Annotated in this window: 15 protein-coding genes; 6 read left to right on the forward strand and 9 right to left on the reverse strand. The window is 42.5% G+C overall.

Annotated elements, in window-relative coordinates; all coding sequences use genetic code 11:
- Positions 1-16: 16 nt before the first annotated feature.
- From ACFSJE_RS03770 to ACFSJE_RS03790, 5 genes are all read right to left on the reverse strand, one after another.
- Positions 17-499, reverse strand: a complete 483-nt coding sequence (locus tag ACFSJE_RS03770) for an ABC transporter ATPase (RefSeq protein ID WP_379829645.1) — start codon at positions 497-499, stop codon at positions 17-19.
- Positions 500-576: 77 nt separating this feature from the next.
- The gene (locus ACFSJE_RS03775) at positions 577-1,368 is read right to left on the reverse strand and encodes a (Fe-S)-binding protein (protein WP_379829646.1); all 792 of its coding nucleotides are present in this window, start codon (positions 1,366-1,368) and stop codon (positions 577-579) included.
- A 10-nt stretch (positions 1,369-1,378) separates the two neighbouring features.
- Positions 1,379-2,701, reverse strand: a complete 1,323-nt coding sequence (locus tag ACFSJE_RS03780; protein WP_379829647.1) for a 4Fe-4S dicluster domain-containing protein — start codon at positions 2,699-2,701, stop codon at positions 1,379-1,381.
- A 6-nt stretch (positions 2,702-2,707) separates the two neighbouring features.
- Positions 2,708-3,679: an MlaD family protein gene (locus ACFSJE_RS03785; protein ID WP_379829648.1), complete on the reverse strand. Its 972-nt coding sequence runs from the start codon at positions 3,677-3,679 to the stop codon at positions 2,708-2,710.
- Positions 3,680-3,744: 65 nt separating this feature from the next.
- Positions 3,745-4,980 (reverse strand): N-acetylmuramoyl-L-alanine amidase family protein, encoded by a 1,236-nt coding sequence (locus ACFSJE_RS03790; protein WP_379829649.1) that lies wholly within the window; start codon positions 4,978-4,980, stop codon positions 3,745-3,747.
- 234 nt (positions 4,981-5,214) lie between these two features.
- On the opposite strand from ACFSJE_RS03790, the gene ACFSJE_RS03795 reads away from it, so the two are divergent.
- Positions 5,215-7,803, forward strand: coding sequence for a putative LPS assembly protein LptD (locus ACFSJE_RS03795; RefSeq protein ID WP_379829650.1), 2,589 nt, complete (start codon positions 5,215-5,217; stop codon positions 7,801-7,803).
- A gap of 36 nt (positions 7,804-7,839) precedes the next feature.
- A complete protein-coding gene (locus tag ACFSJE_RS03800) occupies positions 7,840-8,220 on the forward strand; it encodes a RidA family protein (protein WP_379829651.1) in 381 nt (126 codons plus the stop codon).
- Here ACFSJE_RS03800 and ACFSJE_RS03805 read toward each other — a convergent pair.
- From ACFSJE_RS03805 to ACFSJE_RS03820, 4 genes are all read right to left on the reverse strand, one after another.
- Positions 8,213-9,064: an N-acetylglucosamine kinase gene (locus ACFSJE_RS03805; protein ID WP_379829652.1), complete on the reverse strand. Its 852-nt coding sequence runs from the start codon at positions 9,062-9,064 to the stop codon at positions 8,213-8,215. The two genes, ACFSJE_RS03800 and ACFSJE_RS03805, sit on opposite strands and share 8 nt — an antisense overlap.
- Positions 9,065-9,134: 70 nt before the next feature.
- Positions 9,135-10,136 carry a type I glyceraldehyde-3-phosphate dehydrogenase gene (gap, locus tag ACFSJE_RS03810; protein WP_379829653.1) on the reverse strand — a complete coding sequence of 334 codons (1,002 nt, stop codon included), beginning with the start codon at positions 10,134-10,136 and terminating at the stop codon, positions 9,135-9,137.
- Positions 10,137-10,160: 24 nt separating this feature from the next.
- Positions 10,161-11,147 (reverse strand): 6-phosphofructokinase, encoded by a 987-nt coding sequence (gene pfkA, locus ACFSJE_RS03815; protein ID WP_379829654.1) that lies wholly within the window; start codon positions 11,145-11,147, stop codon positions 10,161-10,163.
- A gap of 134 nt (positions 11,148-11,281) precedes the next feature.
- Positions 11,282-15,718, reverse strand: a complete 4,437-nt coding sequence (locus tag ACFSJE_RS03820) for a translocation/assembly module TamB domain-containing protein (protein WP_379829655.1) — start codon at positions 15,716-15,718, stop codon at positions 11,282-11,284.
- 101 nt (positions 15,719-15,819) lie between these two features.
- Here ACFSJE_RS03820 and tsaD point away from each other — a divergent pair, with 101 nt between their 5' ends.
- The 4 genes from tsaD (at position 15,820) to ACFSJE_RS03840 (ending at position 18,645) form a co-directional block, all read left to right on the forward strand.
- Positions 15,820-16,848 (forward strand): tRNA (adenosine(37)-N6)-threonylcarbamoyltransferase complex transferase subunit TsaD, encoded by a 1,029-nt coding sequence (gene tsaD, locus ACFSJE_RS03825; protein ID WP_379829656.1) that lies wholly within the window; start codon positions 15,820-15,822, stop codon positions 16,846-16,848.
- A 47-nt stretch (positions 16,849-16,895) separates the two neighbouring features.
- Complete coding sequence (locus tag ACFSJE_RS03830; protein ID WP_379829657.1) at positions 16,896-17,225, forward strand: TfoX/Sxy family protein; 330 nt, start codon at positions 16,896-16,898, stop codon at positions 17,223-17,225.
- Entirely contained in the window at positions 17,226-17,930 is a 705-nt protein-coding gene (locus ACFSJE_RS03835) for a 16S rRNA (uracil(1498)-N(3))-methyltransferase (protein WP_379829658.1), read from the forward strand.
- Between the two features lie 64 nt (positions 17,931-17,994).
- Positions 17,995-18,645, forward strand: a complete 651-nt coding sequence (locus ACFSJE_RS03840) for a DUF4159 domain-containing protein (RefSeq protein WP_379830037.1) — start codon at positions 17,995-17,997, stop codon at positions 18,643-18,645.

Below are 18,645 nucleotides of genomic sequence, written 5' to 3' on the forward strand. Positions count from 1 at the left end.
ATTATTTAAGAAACGGCTATACAAATCGGGCATGCCAACTTTCACTGGCAGGTACTTCCCAATTTTCCAAATATTCCTGTTTGGTGGCCACTAAATTGTTGAAAACCACGGTATTTTTAGAAACCGCCTTTTCTTTGGCCATCTTTTTGAAGTCAATCAATGGCTTATAGGCGATGAACTCACCCTGCTTGAAGGAAACGTTCATTCGGTCCAATAATTCCACTTTGAATTTTTGTTCCAAGCTTTGGATAAAGTGTACGGAAGCGTCAATGGAGCAACCGGAAGCACTTGCATTGGTCTGGTCCAAACCGATAATGATGAACCTATTGTACTTCATTTCAAAACCCGCATGCAATTCAGCACCATGTGCCGTCCATTCTTTTAAAAAAGCGGAGACATTTTGTTCTATTTCCTGTTGCTCTTCTTCAGTGAAGCTACGATTGGATTGGTAAATCCAAATTCGGGATGTATCTGGGAGTGTATTAAAATCTACTAGCATGTTTTTTTCTTTTTTCGAGGAAACACCCCTGTAGTTCCCTACCTACGGCAGGCAGGCCTCAAGGGACAATTTTCTTTTTACAAATTTAAGGAGTTTGCCAATAGTTCAGCAACATCTAAAACTATAACACTATCTTCTTTTTCATGAGCCTTGATACCGTCCGTCATCATGGTATTGCAATACGGACATCCGGTGGCTATGATATTTGGATTGGTCTCCAAAGCATCTTTGGTACGTAGTACATTGATGTCCATATCGCCTTTTTCCGGCTCCTTGAACATTTGAGCGCCCCCAGCACCACAGCAGAGCGCTGTTTTTTTATGACGTTTCATTTCCACCACATCCGCATTGGTTTTGGAAAGTAATTCTCTTGGAGCTTCAAAAACCGAATTGGCCCTCCCCAAATAGCAGGGGTCGTGAAACGTAACACGTTTTCCTTTGTACACCTCCCCCTCTATCGTCAAACGGCCATTGTCTATCAATTCCTTTAAAAATTGGGTATGATGCAGCACTTCATACTTGCCCCCCAACTCTGGATATTCATTTTTTAGTGTGTTGAAGGAATGCGGATCGCAGGTTACAATCCGTTTTATTTTGTAACCATTGAGCAATTCAATGTTCATTAGGGCCTGCATCTGAAACAAAAACTCGTTCCCCGCACGTTTGGCCACATCACCCGTGGAACTTTCCTCAGTACCCAAAACAGCAAAATCAACGTTGGCCTTGTTCAATAACTTTACAAAAGCACGGGAAATCTTTTTGGCCCGATCATCGTAACTACCTGCTGAGCCCACCCAGAACAATATTTCTGGCTGCTTTCCTTCTGCCATAAACTGCTGCATGGTCTTTACCTTCAATTGCTCGCTCATAGTTCCAAATTTATTCGTTCACCCAGTTCAATCGGTCCATTTGATTGTAAGGCCACGGTGCACCGTTATTTTCGATATTGGACATCATATTGTTCAACTCCATCGGTGCAGCGGACTGCTCCATGACCAGATAACGTCTCATTTCCACAATAATAGATAAGGGATCTATACTTACGGGACAGGCTTGCACGCAGGCATTGCACGTGGTGCATGCCCATAATTCTTCGCGGGTGATATAATCATCCAACAATTGTTTGCCATCCGAAACAAATTCGCCTTTATTGGCATCCATGATTTTCCCAACTTCTTCCAAGCGGTCACGGGTATCCATCATGATTTTTCGGGGTGATAGTTTCTTTCCTGTTTGATTGGCAGGACACTCAGAGGTACAACGACCACATTCGGTACAGGTGTAGGCATTCAACAGTTGCACCCAATTCAGGTCCATCACATCTGATGCGCCGAACTTTTCTGGTGGTGGGGCATCCTCTGGCGGAGTTGCATATGGGTCAGCCGATGGGTCCATCATCAATTTTACCTCATTGGTGACGGATTCCAAATTATTGAACTGTCCCTGTGGTTTCACCCTTCCATAATATGTGTTGGGAAACGCCAACAGAATGTGCAGGTGTTTTGAATAATACAAATAATTCAAAAAAGCCAAAATGCCCAAAATGTGCAACCACCAAGCGGTACGCTCAATCAATATCAACGAAGACATAGAAAGTCCATCCAACAACGGCACAATAAATTGACTGATTGGAAAAGCTCCCGCTTCAGTATAGTGGGCAGCTCCCATCTGCTGTAGTTGGGAATCTGCCGCGTTCATCGTCAAAAACAACAGCATCAGCACAAATTCAATATAAAGAATCATGTTCCCGTCTGTTTTGGGCCATCCCTTCATTTCGGGTTTAATGAACCGTTGTAGTTTGATGATATTCCGACGTATCCAAAAAACCACTACGGCCACAATGACCAAAAAAGCCAAAACCTCAAAAGACGCAATAAGAAAATCATACACCCCACCAAGTGGTGAAAACAGTCGATGGGTTCCTAAAACCCCATCCAAGATGATTTCCAATACCTCAATATTGATGATTACAAAACCTACATACACAAAAATGTGCATGAGTCCTGCTATGGGTCGTACCACCATTTTAGTCTGCCCCAGTGCAATACGCACCATGTTTTTCCAACGTAAGGGTTTATGGTCACTTACATCGACATCTTTTCCCAATTTGATGTTTCGGGACAGCTTTTTGACATTTCTTGTAAAGAAACCAATGCCTGCAATCAGGGCTATCACAAAAAGTATATTGGGTATATATTCCATGGTGTCCTAGTTCTGGGTCTGGATTGAATCAGCTGGATCATTCTCTGGGAGCGTGTAGTCCTTTTGCTTTTTCCCAAAAACGGATACGTTGACATATCGTTTGGGGTTAAGCCTGAAATCTTGCAACAAGAGTTCCAATTGCCGTGAAGATTCCGCCAGATTGTCGTACAACGCATCGTCTTTATGAAGTTTTCCCAAAGATCCTTCGCCCTGCTCAATTTTTCCGAGAATGCCGTTAAGCTTGTCCACGGTTTCTTGGAAATTATTTAAGGTTCCCGCTAAATCCACATTGGCCAAGGAATCTGAAAGCTTTGAAAAGTTGGAGGTGATGTTATCCACATTTTTGAGTGAACTGACCAATTGCTCCTTGTTATTTTCCAAGAGCATATTGATTTTATCGGCGCTGCCCTTAAATGCTTTTACCAATGCATTCAAAGAAACAATGGTCTCTTTAAGTTCTTTCTTGGTGGGATCGTCCAAAATCTGGTTGACGTTCATCAACAACGAATCTGCATTGGAGACCGCTCCTTCCACTTTCATCTGCAATGGTGTGAGCTTTTGCTGAACCAACTCTGTAATTCCAGGTTTTATTTTGGATTGCAGGGTATCACCCGATTTTGCCATCGGTGCGCCATCAAAAACAGGAACAATCTGGATTCCTTTTCCACCAATGATTCCTGTATCAAAAAGTTCTGCGATACTGTTTTTGGAGAAATCGAATTCATTGCTCACAGAGAAGGTCACCAACAGCTTTCCGGAATCATCCTTAAAGCCAATACTGGTAACATTGCCCACATTGTACCCATTGATGGATACCTGTGTACCTGCTTGTAGGCCGCCTACATTCTCGTATACGGCATAAAATGTTTTGTTATTATCGAATAATGGGGAGGATTTTAAATAACTCAGCCCGAAAACAAAGGCAAAAATTCCTACGAGTACAATAACCCCGGTTTTAACTTCCCTAGATAGCTTCAAAGGATTCGGTTTATGGTTTAAACAAAATTAGGAATAATTTTTACAAGGGTGCCAAAGATGTTAATCTAGTTCACTGCTTGGGACAAAGGCACCCGTTTGCCATCCTTGTAAGCCACTATATATGAAGTAGTATACCCTTTGGCATCTGCATTGGCCTTTAGTTTTTTGGCATCCTCCAAGGAGGTTGCATTGCCATACATATATCTAAAAAGGTTGTTATATGGTTCTCTAGATAGATTATCCAGCCCATTAAAGTTCTCCCCTTTTAGGGGAATACTCTTGGCACTGGCCAAAAGCTGCACTTTAAAAACAACGCGATTGGTAGCAGGCTCAACGGTTTCCTTCACTTTTTCTTTTGGGGTGGAAACAACCACTGTTACCTCCTCTTTAGGAGTTTCTTTGACCGTTTCTTTGACTACTTCCTTCGTTTCTTCCTTTTCTTCTTCTTTGGTCTCCGCAGGAATATCCACAGCTACTTCATTGCCTTCAATTTCATTGGATATATTGCTGATATCAATCCCTGTATTGATTTCAGATTTATAGGATAACACAGCATCGGCTATGGCCTTGCCCATTTCGCTCTGCCCATTTTTTGAATTTAAATAGGTGCCTTCACTTTTATTGGTCAAGAATCCGGTTTCCACCAAAACACTGGGCATAAAGGTTTGGTGCAATACTATAAACCCGGCTTGCTTTACCTTTCTGTCCTTTCTGTTGAGCCTTTTTGTGAAGTTATCCTGAAGTTTTTTACCTAAAAGAATACTCTGATCCAAGAATTCTTCTTGCATAATGGTCAATCCTATGATTGATTCTGGTGAATTAATATCATAATCAGCATATCGCTTGGCGTAGTCATCCTCTAGATAAATTACCGAGTTTTCCTTTTTAGCCACTTCAAAGTTTCGCTGATTGGCATGCAATCCCAACACAAAAGTTTCCGCTCCATCAGCGTCTGAACTGTGGGAATTGCAATGAACCGATACAAAAAGGTCTGCATTGGCCTGATTGGCTATCTCCCCTCTTTTAAAGAGGTCAACGAAGGTATCATCATCCCGAGTATACAGCACTTGAATGTTTGGATCTTTGGACAGCTCCTTGCCCGCTGCAAGCACCACTTTTAAGGCAATGTCCTTTTCTAAAAACCCATTTCCAATATTTCCTGGGTCGTGCCCTCCATGCCCTGCATCCAAAACCACAATAAACTTATCTTTGGGGGGTAGTTCGGTATCATTTTTGGTGAAAGAGGTCAAGGAAAGGACTACGAAAAGAAAAACTAAAAATGTAAACCGACTTTTATTCATACGAACTGTTAATTATGGTATTCTCTATTGGTTAAAAATATCGTAATCCCCCACAAGTGGAATAAAAAATATATGTAAGTTTGAGCCCAAAAACTGAGCCAAACTAGCACAAAAATAGGATATATCACGTTGCAATCAAACAAACATCTTTTAGTTTTCCTATTTGTTCTTCTATGCGGCAGACTCACCTTAACAGCTCAGGAAGACCCGATTACACCTTTGCCAATCAAGGCTATGAAGGATAGTATCACGGCTCCTTTGATACCTGCCGATTTTCTAAAAGGTCCCAATGAGGTTGATTCAGTCGAGGTAGATTCCGCATCCCAAAAGCAGCCTTTATTGCTGGACAAAATCAAATATAAGGCCAAGGATTACGTAAAACTTAGCCAGAAAGATAACAAAATTTATTTATACGACGAGGCAGAAATTTACTATCAAGATACCGAATTAAAAGCCGGTGTTATTGTTATGGATTATGTGAAGAATGAAGTCTACGCCGGTCGTATTAAGGATGATAAAGGGGAATACACGCAACTGCCTTTCTTTAAACAGGGTGATAATGAGGTAAGACCCGATTCCATCCGTTTTAATTTTGATACACAAAAGGCACTCATCTGGAATTCCAGAACGGAACAGCAGGCCGGTGTGGGGCAATTGGGCAGTGATGCCATGAACGTCTATGCAGAAATTACCAAAAAGGAAAACGATTCGGTGTATTTTTTGAGCGAGGGTAAACTGACGACCTCAAAAGATACAGCTGACCCCGATTATTACATTCGAGTGCGCAAGGCAAAATTTGTTCCCAAAAAGAAAATCATTGCAGGATTTAGCAACATGTACATTGTTGATGTTCCCACACCAATTGCCTTGCCCTTTGCCTATTTTCCGCTATCTCAAGGACGAACGGCGGGATTGATTTTCCCCACCTTCGGAAATGATCCACAGCGTGGTTATTTTCTGCAGAATGGAGGATACTATCTACCCATTAGTGATTATGTGGATTTGAGCGTGATGGGAGATTTTTACACCAATGGCAGCTATGGTTTCCGAGGGCAATCCATTTATGCGAAACGCTATAATTTTAGAGGAAACGTCAACGTCAGCTACGAAAACCTGGTCCGAAGTCAAAAAGGATTTGATGACTACAGCCGCACGAGCAACTATAACATTCGAATATCGCATACCCAAGACCCCAAGGCAAGTCCGTATTCACGATTTTCCGCTTCGGTGAACCTGGGGAGTAGTCAGTACTACACCAACTCACTGAACCAAGTCAACCGAAACAATTCACAGACCAACACTTTTGCTTCGTCCATTAGTTATTCCAAAACATTTCCGGCCTATCCATCCGTCAATGCCAGTTTAACCCTTAGCCATACGCAAAACTCCAGAACGCAAGCCATTAACATGTCCTTGCCGACCCTTCAAGCGAGTATGGAGCGGATTTTCCCCTTTGCCAAAAGAGAGGGTATAAAAAAGGGGATTATTCAAAACGTCAACTTTCAGTACGATGTAAACGCACAAAACAGCATCACGACTACGGAAGAGGATTTCTTCACCAGCAAAATGTTTGAGGATGCCCGAATCGGAGCTCGGCACCGTATTCCTATCGGAACGAACTTTAAGGTGGCCAAGTACCTCAGTGTCAGTATGAACGGGAGTTATGAAGATGTTTGGACACTGGAAACCGTTCGTCGTAGATATGATGCTGAACAAGAAGCCGTGGTTACAGATACCATTCCCGGTTTTGACCGATTTAACCGATACAACCTTGGGGCTAGTATAGGAACAGTGGTTTATGGTACCTTCAACTTTGGTGAGGATAAAAAAATTCAGGCGATACGCCACGTAATGCGTCCCTCCATTGGCTATAGCTACACTCCCTCTTTTGAACAGTTTTATGATACCTACACAGATGAGGATGGCGAAGATGTTCAATATACCCCTTTTGAGACAAGTATCTACGGAAGGCCCTCATTGACCCGTGGAAGCTCACTTAACTTCTCATTACAGAATACCCTTGAAGCCAAAGTACGGGACAAGGATTCCACGGCAACAGAGCCTAAAAAAGTGAGCATTCTTAGCAACTTGACCTTTTCTACCAACTATAATTTTGAAGCGGACTCCTTAAAACTAAGTCCCATCAACATAAGTGGTGCTACTGAAATTATTAAAAATGTACCCATTAACTTCTCGGCAACTCTTGACCCCTACGCCATAGATAATAATGGTAGGCGAATCAATACCCTGAACGTAAAAAATGGTGGTGGTTTGGCACGACTTACCTCGGCCCGTTTAAACACTGGATTCTCCATCAATAGTGAAATGTTCCAGAAAGGAGGAAAAAAGAAGAGCGGTGAGCAACCCATTGAAGAACCTGACTATGGTGCCAACCCATTTGAATTGAAAGGGGCACGAGATGCGGAGCCCCATTTTAAGCAAGGTGATGAGGAAGGTGGTGACGTGGACAACCCGCTCTATAACACCAAAGTCCCTTGGGATATGCGATTGACCTATGTCGCCACTTATGGTAACAGAAACCGTGAAAAAGAGATTACCAACCATTCCCTGATGTTTACCGGGAACATTCAGCTTTCGCCCAAATGGGAGGTTGGGTTTAACTCGGGATACGATTTTAAGAACAAAGGCTTTGCCGATACGCGATTTAACTTTAAACGCGATTTGAGCAGTTTTAGGCTCAGTTTTGATTGGACTCCTTTTGGACGCTATGAGCGATGGTACTTCTTTATTGGGATAAAGAGTTCCCTACTTAGCGACCTGAAATGGGAAAACAGAAGCCAACCTTTTAGCGGCAGACGATAATTTTGAATACCTTCAACATAGAAATAAGCATTAGCTATGAAAAAAATAATCAACACTACCAAAGCACCAGACCCCATAGGCCCCTATAACCAAGCCGTTCTTGTAAAGGACACCCTTTATATTTCTGGCCAGATTGCCCTAGACCCAGCAACCGGAGAATTGATAAAAGGTGATGTGAAGGCGGAGACAAAACAATCGTTGGAAAATCTTAAGGCCATTCTTGAAGCTGCGGATATGACCTTTGAAAATGTGGTAAAGACCTCCATCTTCATAAAAGATATGCATCAATTTGCATTGATCAATGAGGTATATGGCACTTATTTTGACGCGGATACCGCACCAGCGCGTGAAACTGTGGAAGTTGCGAACCTTCCCAAGTTCGTCAACGTTGAAATTTCAATGATTGCAGTTAAATAGTTTCTTTGTGAAACTCAACCAACCCTTCAATAGGTCTTCTTCGGATAACTCCTAAAATTAGGTCGTTTCGCTCCAAACAAGCCGTTAATTCATTTTGAAGGAAATGTGCAATACTGCCCACAAAGCTAATAGGAACTTTGGTGGCCAATTCAAATTGCATAATGTAGTTATTTACGAATTGTTGTAGCCCTTTCTCAATAACACCTTTACAATAGGGGTGTTCCTTGTTTTCAATGATAAATCGGGCAAAAGTGGCCAAATACGTGTTTGGATTGGGTTGTTTGTACAGATGTTCCTTAATCACATCCGCATCCAAATCATATTCCTTGGCGAATTTTATGCCTAAATCCTGTGGCATTTTATGAAAATAGTAGTCACGCAACAACTTTCTTCCAAAGAAGTTACCACTACCATCATCCATTAAAATATAGCCTAAAGAGGTTACTTTTTGAATTAATTGGTGGCCATCGTAATAGCTGCAGTTGGAACCTGTACCTAAAATGCAAACGATACCCTGCCTGCCAATTTTGGTGGTGGAATAAATGGCCGCGAAGGTGTCTTCCCTTACTTCGGCTTTGGCATGTGGAAAAAAGTCCTTAAAAATGGCTTTCAGGAAATTTTTCATTCTATCGGTACCACAGCCTGCACCGTAAAAGTATAATTGACGTACTTCTTCCCTGTTTTTGGAAAGTTCAAAATTGTTGGCCAAACGATCCTCGATTACCTCACGGGTAAGCACTTCTGGACTAAGTCCCAAAGTTTGGGTAAGGAACAACTGTTCTCCCTTATCGCTCAAGGCAATCCAATCTGACTTGGTGGCGCCACTATCCACGATTAAAATCATACGTCAAGTTTTTAGAAAGAAATCCTGAAGAGGGGAACCCCCTTCAGGAAATCCGTGTAAGATACTAAAATTATAGGCTTGCTGCGTGCAATGCCAAGTCAACCAATTTATTGGAATAACCGGTCTCATTGTCGTACCAAGAAACCACCTTGAAGAATTTAGAATTCAACTCGATACCGGCATCGGCATCAAAGATGGAAGTTCTAACGTCACCAACGAAATCTTGGGAAACCACCAACTCATCAGTGTAACCCAAAATACCGGCCAACTCTCCGTCAGCAGCTTTTTTCATGGCAGCTTTGATTCCTTCGTAAGACGTGTCTTTTTCCAATTTTACGGTCAAATCCACTACGGAAACATCAGCAGTAGGAACCCTAAAGGCCATACCAGTCAATTTTCCTTCCAAGGATGGGATTACTTTGGTAACCGCTTTGGCAGCACCTGTAGCAGCAGGAATAATGTTCAATAGGGCACTTCTACCTCCCCTGAAATCTTTTCTTGATGGACCATCAACTGTCAACTGAGTTGCTGTAGTGGCGTGTACGGTGGTCATCAATGCCTCAGCAATACCAAACTCGTCGTTAAGTACTTTGGCAATCGGAGCCAAACAGTTGGTAGTACAAGAAGCGTTGGAAATAATGGTGTCTGATGGCTTTACATCTTTATGGTTTACACCCATAACAAACATAGGAGCATCTTTTGAAGGAGCGGAGATAACCACTTTCTTGGCACCACCATCAATGTGGTACTGTGCGGTTTCCAAAGTAGTGAAGATACCGGTACACTCAGCAACGATTTCGGCACCAACTTCATCCCACTTCAAGTTTTTGGGATCACGTTCTGCAGTGATTCTGATGGTTTTACCGTTTACCACCAAATGGCCGTCCTTTACTTCTACAGTTCCATCAAACAAACCATGTACTGAATCGTACTTCAACAAGTAGGCAAGGTGGTCTACATCCAACAAATCGTTGATGGCCACTACCTCTACATCACCTCTTTTAACGGTTGCCCTAAATACCAACCTTCCAATTCTACCGAATCCATTGATTCCTATTTTCAAATTTGACATTTTTACTTTTTTAAAGTGTTTACATTAAGTTGTCATTATATCGGAAACTCTAATGAGCTCTTCATCTATTTCTGTGTGTGCCTTTATGGCTTCTGCAATGGGTGTCAATACCAACTTGGTGTCTCGTATACCCACCATGTAGTTAGATTTCCCTTCCATTAAACTTTCAACTGCCTTCACGCCCATTCTACTGGCCAAAACGCGGTCAAAACAGCTTGGATTACCACCACGTTGCATGTGGCCCAACACGGAAACCCTTACATCATAAATAGGCAAGTGTTCTTCCACATATTCTTTTAGCTCGAAAACATTCTTACCTGTTTTATCCCCTTCAGCAACAATTACAATACTGGATGATTTTCCAGATTTTTTACTACGCTTCAAGGAATCCAACAATCGTTCAAGTCCCAAGTTCTGTTCTGGTATCAATATTTCCTCGGCACCTGCCCCTACACCTGCATTCAAGGCGATATGACCTACATCTCGACCCATTACCTCAACAAAAAACAGACGGTTATGCGAACTAGCGGTATCCCGAATCTTATCAATGGCATCAACTACCGTGTTGATGGCTGTGTCAAAACCTATGGTATACGAAGAACCTAAAATATCATTGTCAATGGTTCCTGGAATTCCCATGATGGGGAAATCGTACTCTTCGTTAAAGATCATAGCCCCTGCAAAACTTCCATTACCACCGATCACCACAAAAGCATCGATACCTTCTTTAACCAATTGGTCGTAAGCTTTCTTCCTTCCTTCCGGTGTTCTGAATTCGTTGCAACGAGCAGATTTTAGGATGGTACCTCCTTTATTGATGATATTGTTTACACTACGGGCGTCCAAAGTCTTGAAATCGCCTTCAATCATTCCTTGATATCCCCTGTAAATACCTACGCACTCAATATTCATGTACGCGCACGTACGCACCACAGAGCGAATTGCCGCGTTCATCCCCGGAGAGTCTCCACCGGAGGTAAAAACTCCTATTTTCTTTATTTCTGAGGCCATTCAAAATTTTAAAGGGTCAAAACTAGGAAACTTTATCCAAAATATGAATGACATGATAATTTATTTGTTTTCCCTGAAATCCTCAAACGTTTTCGTAAGAAATTCATCAAAAACAGTGAAAAAATTCAGTTGTATCACGGTTGTTTTAACCGCGATTCCTTTTTGGGCATAAAACGAATTAAACTATCCTTTCCCATGGTTTCCAATGGGGCTTCGGGTTGTTCGGATTCCTCCGCCGCTGGAGTAATCTCTACTTTGTCCTTTTTGTTGAATACCTTTTGCATCAACTCCTTAAAGCTGTTGAAATCCACTTGATAGGAAAGACCCACACCTTGGGTATACCCCTGTCTTTCCGCTAAAAATTGCTGAATCTGGTTTTCTCGATTGAAGATTTTTGCACTCAGGGTTCCTTGTTCATTCAATAAAACCTGAACCTCAACATCACCGGCTACCACAGTTTCCGAAACGCCGCCTACAGGAACCCCCACCCTTCCGTTGACCAAGATTCGGTCTGAGATTTGGGTCGATACCGTTACACCAATCCTATTCTCAGTTTTGATATCCGCATTAGGGTCCAAAAGTCCTTGCTCATAGGATAGTCCAAGGTTGAATTTGTCATTATTCCCCGCCAAAATCTGATTAAGAAGTCCTGATGCGGTCTGAATGAGGTTTCCAGTTACCGCCTGTTGGTTGATTCCGGTCTGTGCATTCACAAATGTTCCCTGTGCCAGAAGGAAAAAGGCATTTCGTTCTTTTACCGTTGGGTCTTGCAATCGGTATTCCAATTCTGACTGAACTACGGAGTTGGTTCCCGGAAAATCAATCCCAAAATTAATGTTCGGGCTTTCCAACTCGCCATCCAACCGAACGACAACCTCGGTAGGAATCCTTCCGGTATAGCCCGGATTGTCCAATAGTGGCGCAGGGTTGGCATTAAGCGAATAGACCGCCTCCAAGTTCAATTGGGCTGCCAATGGGTCTCGTTCCCAAAGAATGGTCCCTCCGGGACGTACTTTGAACTTTTTGTCGATGACACCCCCATATTTAAAATTGTACTCTCCCGTTACCGCGACAAATTCCCCATACATGTTGAATTTACCATTGGTATTGATTTCTATCAGCAAGATTCCTTCCCCAGTACCCTTCAAGGAACTTCCTGAACTACGATCTACCACGATTTCTACCTCAGCTTCTGGTGTCACGGCAAGGTCAAATTCCATTTCCAGACCCTGATAATCTTGAAGTACGCGTTCTTCTGTAAAGGATTCTGATTCACCTTTTTCAATAAAATTGATAAAGGAATAGTCGCCAACGCTGGTAACATCACTCAACGGGATTTTTAGCGAAGTACCCCTCGCGGTGGTGGCATCCACTTTGATGGTGAGTGCATCTGTTGGCCCATAAATACTTCCCGTACCATTGATGAACCCTTGACCGTAGTAAAGGGATTCCTCATCGAACTCGGTATTCAGAATCATGAAGCGGTTGTTCTTCGTATCCACATCTAGGCCCAGATACCAATCCTCAAACCCGGTGTGACTTATGGTGCCATCCAGAGTGGCTTTGGTGCCTTCGTCCACATCGGAGAGGCCCACATTTTCAAAATAAAAACTTTGGTCAAACAGGCGGACCCTAGAATATTGTGCAAAATTATAATCCACATTCAGGTAGGGAATCCCAATACCCGCATTGACAAGACTCAAAGACCCATTAATGGATGGATTGTTGACACTTCCGGTAATCTTTGCACTTCCTATGATACTACCTCGAATATTTGATATAATGTCTTCACCCAAAGGAGCAAAGGGTTCCAAGCTGAAATCGGTGAAATTCGCGGACAGGTCCAATTCCTGTTTATTGTTGTAATTGGTCACCTTGCCATTGATGCTCATCTTCTCTTTTCCGTTGTCATTGAGCCATGTGCTCACTCCGAACTGAGTAAGGTCATTATTTCCAAAAATACCTACTTCCAAATCGCCCAAACGAATATCATTGACACTAAAGTCGCTAATGTTAAGGCTGGAGGTGGGCAAATATTTCCCATCTTTCTGTAGAATATTCAAAAAACCATCCACGGAACCGTTGAGCTTGAGACTATCAATGGACGGTGTGATTTTGTTCAGCGAAACAATCTTAAACTGAAGGTCCAAATCCTTATAGGTTGAATCCGCAAATTCACCCCTTAACCGAATCTGCTCCCGGTTATTGTTGTCCATTACCACATCTTCAATTCGAATACTGTCCAAGGTCCTGTTGATGATCACCTTGTTCTGGCTGTTCCCATCTTTATTGAGCACCCAAGTGTTACCTTTAAAGCTAACATCGGATTTCTTAAGGCCGATCACGGACCTGTTGTTTTCATTGAAGGTATGATAGAAATTGAGGTTGTAACTATCATTGTATTCACTACCACCCTTGAACTCTGTTCTAAAGAACAGGGTATCTTTTAAGGTGGTATTGATCAAGCTAAAATCCTTGATGTCGTAATAGTTGGTGGCCATATCCTCAACCGAAACGAAGGTATTGAAGAGCGGGTTCTTATTGTCAATTTTCAGTTCAATGTTGTCGAATGTGTTGCCAAAGGCTACGATGCTGGGTGATTTAAAAGTGAGTTTGAAATCCCCTTCGTCCGAAACAATGTTACCGCGAATAAATGTGTTGGGGTCGAAGGCCACTTCCGGGAAAAAAACATCTACAATTTTATTGTAAATCTTAAAATTGAAGTCCAAATGCTGCCCTTCCGAAATTTCATAAGGTTTGTAGTTGGTGTAAATGCTACCGATGGAGTTCTGCACCAACTTGCCGATCTCATTCACCTTGAACTTGCCTTTTACATATCCGGTGATGATGTCCGGCGAATTGATTTCCACAGTCCGCACCGTATCTTGGTCAAATGAGGAATACACCGAAAAATCCTCAAAGTAGTACGTAGAGTTTTGATTCTGGTAGGTGGTATTGGAAAATCGCATTTGCCCTGCCATATCGTCCAGGGTGCGACCCTCAATATCCATGTTCACATGCCCCTTGAAGATTGAAATGCTGTCATCAATAAAATTGAGTTCCTTTAAATCTGCATAGTCGACTGCCGCAATAAAATTGAATTTGTTCTCACTGCCCCCAAAGTCTGCCAACCCTTTAAAATCGAAACGGAAATTCTCATCATTGCAGAGCAACGTACCATCAAACAATTGGTCCTTGAGAATACCTGATATTTTAATATTGTTGTATTCGTAATTGTTGAACTGCAGTTTGTACACTTCCCCAATGACTTCGGTATTCAGATTTTCCGCAGCGAATCCTTTTCCTTCCACATTCACATCCAAAGAGGTAAGGCCCAGTTCATCATCTTCAATAAAATCCCCTAAATCAAAGTCAATCAATGAAATGAATCCGATGTATGAGGCATCGTTCTTTGCTTGGAGATTGGTCATTTGCACGTCCATATAACTGCTCCCCACGGCAGTATTGAGGTTTACTTTCACATCCAAAGATGTTTCCGTTACCTCGGCATCGCCGCGAACCGTAAATTGACCTAATTTCTGAACGGTTTCTGGAATGTTCCTTCCCAAAATATTGGGTAAGAGCGCCCGCAATTGGTAATAGCTAGAGGTTAGATTGTCAATATCGCCCCGAATAACAAAGGGAGCTTGGTCCGTGAACATGTTATCGAACTCAAAATCCCCACGGACCCCTGTATCGTCCGTAAAAAGAAACAGATTATCTACTTGAAGCTTGTTGAGCACTCCAGAAAAATCACCGGTAAGGGTGACCACCCTATCCTGACCAAATTCATCATAAAAAGTGTTTACCTCATTTAAGGCTACGGTTGATTCGGTAAAATTGGCTTCAAGCTGCACGCGGTCCACAAATTCCGCAAAATCCTCCCGATTGTAATTGAACACCAAATTTCCTTTTAATTCGGACTGCTCCGTGTCAATCAGAAGCTCATCAAACCGCATCTGTTCCTTGGTATACTTAAACTTTGTGGCCAGTTTTTTAAGCCGAAGTCCTCGTTTGGCCTCCATAGAAAGGTCTTTGATGTCCAGTGTGACCTCGGGACCTAAAATTTGAAAATCGTTGGCCAAAATATTCAGTTCGGTAAAGTTCAGGATACCGGGTGATTCCAAATTTTCATCACTCAGCATGAACCTTCCATCATTGATTTGAATCTCATCAGAGGACAAAAAGAAAGGTGGCGTGCCCGGAGGTCTGGGTTTCCCATCATCCAATTTGGCCACGAATACATCCAAATTAGTATCAGATTCACCCTCATAGGTCTTTAAGTTGAAGAAAAGACCATCTACTTCAATATCCCCAAACTCCATTTTGCCGTTGGCCATATTCCGTACGTTCAAAACTGAAGTGGTCAGTTTATTGATGTAGGCCAGCGTATCTTTCTTGTAATCCTGAATGTAAATGCCCTTTACCCCAACATTGAGATTAAAGAGGGAAAGACTTACTTGATCTATCTGAATATTGGTGCCAAACTCCTTATTAATAGTTTCCATGGCATATTTGGCCATCTTGGTCTGCACTGCCGGCATGGATAAAATCAACGAGCCCAGTACCATGATCAGCAAAATTGCCAATAGGAAACGAAGTAGTATTTTCCGAAGTTTTTTGATAGGGCTTTATGTTTTACCTTTGATGTCCAATTTTTGTTCCAAAGCCAGTGGCAAATTCAAAAAATTACATTCTTGCAATTGAATCATCGTGTGATGATACATCAGCCGCCGTTCTCTGCAATACAAAGGTACTGAGCAATGTGGTGGCGACACAAGAAATCCACAAGCAATATGGAGGTGTTGTCCCAGAGTTGGCATCGCGGGCCCATCAACAAAATATTGTCCCTGTGGTACACCAAGCCTTGGCCAAGGCAAATATCGATAAAAAACAACTATCCGCCATAGCCTTTACGCGTGGCCCGGGACTCATGGGTTCGCTGCTTGTCGGCACCTCATTTGCCAAGTCCTTGGCACTTGGTCTGGACATTCCTTTGATAGAAGTTAACCATATGGAAGCCCATATTTTGGCCCATTTTATCGAAGATGAGACACGCACTCCCCCACCGTTTCCATTTTTGGCAATGACCATCAGCGGAGGTCACACCCAAATTGTAAAGGTCTCTGACCATTTTACTATGGAAGTGTTGGGCGAAACCTTGGATGATGCCGTGGGCGAAGCCTTTGACAAAAGCGCTAAGCTTATGGGGCTGCCCTACCCAGGAGGACCATTGGTAGACAAGCACGCCCGACAAGGCAATGCTTTGGCCTATGATTTTCCAAAACCAAAAGTGGATGGGCTCAATTTTAGTTTCAGCGGCTTAAAGACCAGTATCCTATATTTCTTGCAGCGGGAGACCAAGAACAATCCCGATTTTGTTTCACAAAACATTGATGATATCTGTGCATCCGTTCAATATACCATTTTGGAGATTTTGATGGAAAAACTCAAGATTGCCGTTGAACAAACAGGAATAACCCATGTTGCTATTGGTGGTGGGGTTGCTGCCAATTCTGGCATCCGAGGTAGATTAAAAGAGGCTGAAGAAACCCTCGGCTGGACGACTTACATCCCTAAATTTGAGTATTGTACGGACAACGCTGCCATGATCGGAATTGTTGGCTATCTTAAATTTGAAGCTGGTGATTTTACCGACCAGAGTGTTGCCGCCAAGGCCCGATATGCCATAGGAAGTTGACCTAAATCACAATTATTTCCCTACCTTTCCTTTCAAGAAATTGATGTTTGGCTTACAACGACGAAATAGCAAAAAGAATTCAACATGCTCTTGCACTCATTCCCGAAAATTTCACTGAAAAGAAAATGTTTGGGGGCGTCGCTTTCCTGTACCATGGAAAAATGACGGTCGGTGTGGTAAAGGATGAGTTGATGGTTCGTATACTCGACAACAAAATGGAATCCGCATTGCGACAAGAACATACCAGACCCATGGACTTTACGGGAAAACCAATGAAAGAGTTTGTTTTTGTGTCGCAAAACGGTTTTAGGAGTGAAGAACAATTGCAACTTTGGATAGAGTTGGGGCTGGAACATGCAAAAAGTAAACTACAGTAAATGCAGCTCTTTTATAATCCCTCTTTAGATCATAGTGCCACACAGTTTGTTTTTCCTCCTGACGAAAGCAAACATATTGTTCGTGTACTCCGAAAACAAGAGGGAGATGTACTGCACATCACCAACGGGAAAGGGTATACCTTCGAGGCTGAAATTATGGTGGCGGACCAAAAAAAATGTAAAGCCCGAATCATATCCACCAAAAAATCGATTCCCAAACGATTCAATGTACATCTTGCCGTAGCACCTACCAAAATGAACGATCGCTACGAATGGTTCCTTGAAAAAGCCACAGAAATTGGTGTAGATGAAATCACTCCTATTATTTGCGATAATTCTGAACGAAAAACCGTAAAACTAGATCGGATGGAACGTGTGCTTCAATCCGCCATGAAACAGTCCTTACAAACCGTTTTGCCAAAACTCAATCCCCCAACCCCCTTTAAAACATTTATCGAAGGGGAACACACGGGGTTGAAATTTATAGGCCATTGTGATGAGGGAGAAAAAATGGAATTAAAAAGACGAGTGATTGCCGATATGGACGTGACCATCCTAATTGGGCCCGAAGGAGATTTCTCCAAAGAAGAAATTGACCTTGCCAAAGAAAAAGGTTTTGTCCCCATCTCCATGGGAAATACACGTTTGCGAACAGAGACTGCCGCCGTCGTAGCATGTACCACCGTGGCTATCATCAATAGTTAATTAAAAAGCTCCTCCCATTTATTGCTTATGAATCAGTACTTTTGATATGAACAATTTCTCCGTAATGACGCACTATATCAAAATCGTTTCTTTGCTGACACTAATGATCATCGGTTCAGCATCGGCGCAGGAGATTGCCATTCTAAAGTACGGTGGTGGTGGCGATTGGTATTCCAACCCCACAGCTTTGCCAAACCTCATTCAATTCTGCAATGCCAATATTGGCACACGGATAGCTTCCGAACCCGAAACCGTGGAAACGGGGAGCGTCACCATTTTTAAATATCCATTCCTACACATGACAGGCCATGGAAATGTCTTTTTTACAGACGAGGAGGCCGAAAACCTTAGAACCTATCTTCTTTCCGGTGGGTTTCTACATATCGATGACAACTATGGGATGGCTCCGTATTTGGAACGGGAACTGAAAAAAGTATTCCCTGAAAAACAGTTGGAGGAATTAGGTTCCGACCATCCTGTTTTCAATCAAAAATTTAAATTCCCCGACGGACTTCCCAAAATACACGAGCATGATGGCAAAAGGCCTCAAGCCCTTGGCATTTTTGACAAAGGAAGGTTGATACTATTGTTTACTTTTGAATCTGACCTCGGCGATGGTTGGGAAGACCCCTCCGTGCACAACGACCCTGAAGATGTACGATTAAAAGCCCTACAAATGGGTGCCAATATTGTGGAATATGCCTTTAAAAGTTAG

Origin of the sequence: Flagellimonas iocasae, assembly GCF_042682725.1 — a bacterium.
In the GTDB taxonomy this organism is placed as follows: Bacteria; Bacteroidota; Bacteroidia; order Flavobacteriales; family Flavobacteriaceae; genus Flagellimonas; species Flagellimonas iocasae.

Coding starts and splice junctions, on each gene's coding strand:
- ACFSJE_RS03770 (WP_379829645.1), bottom strand. CDS start 499: ATGCTAGTAGATTTTAATACACTCCCAGATACATCCCGAATTTGGATT.
- ACFSJE_RS03775 (WP_379829646.1), bottom strand. CDS start 1,368: ATGAGCGAGCAATTGAAGGTAAAGACCATGCAGCAGTTTATGGCAGAA.
- ACFSJE_RS03780 (WP_379829647.1), bottom strand. CDS start 2,701: ATGGAATATATACCCAATATACTTTTTGTGATAGCCCTGATTGCAGGC.
- ACFSJE_RS03790 (WP_379829649.1), bottom strand. CDS start 4,980: ATGAATAAAAGTCGGTTTACATTTTTAGTTTTTCTTTTCGTAGTCCTT.
- ACFSJE_RS03795 (WP_379829650.1), top strand. CDS start 5,215: ATGAAGGATAGTATCACGGCTCCTTTGATACCTGCCGATTTTCTAAAA.
- ACFSJE_RS03800 (WP_379829651.1), top strand. CDS start 7,840: ATGAAAAAAATAATCAACACTACCAAAGCACCAGACCCCATAGGCCCC.
- ACFSJE_RS03805 (WP_379829652.1), bottom strand. CDS start 9,064: ATGATTTTAATCGTGGATAGTGGCGCCACCAAGTCAGATTGGATTGCC.
- gap (WP_379829653.1), bottom strand. CDS start 10,136: ATGTCAAATTTGAAAATAGGAATCAATGGATTCGGTAGAATTGGAAGG.
- pfkA (WP_379829654.1), bottom strand. CDS start 11,147: ATGGCCTCAGAAATAAAGAAAATAGGAGTTTTTACCTCCGGTGGAGAC.
- ACFSJE_RS03820 (WP_379829655.1), bottom strand. CDS start 15,718: ATGGTACTGGGCTCGTTGATTTTATCCATGCCGGCAGTGCAGACCAAG.
- ACFSJE_RS03835 (WP_379829658.1), top strand. CDS start 17,226: ATGCAGCTCTTTTATAATCCCTCTTTAGATCATAGTGCCACACAGTTT.
- ACFSJE_RS03840 (WP_379830037.1), top strand. CDS start 17,995: ATGACGCACTATATCAAAATCGTTTCTTTGCTGACACTAATGATCATC.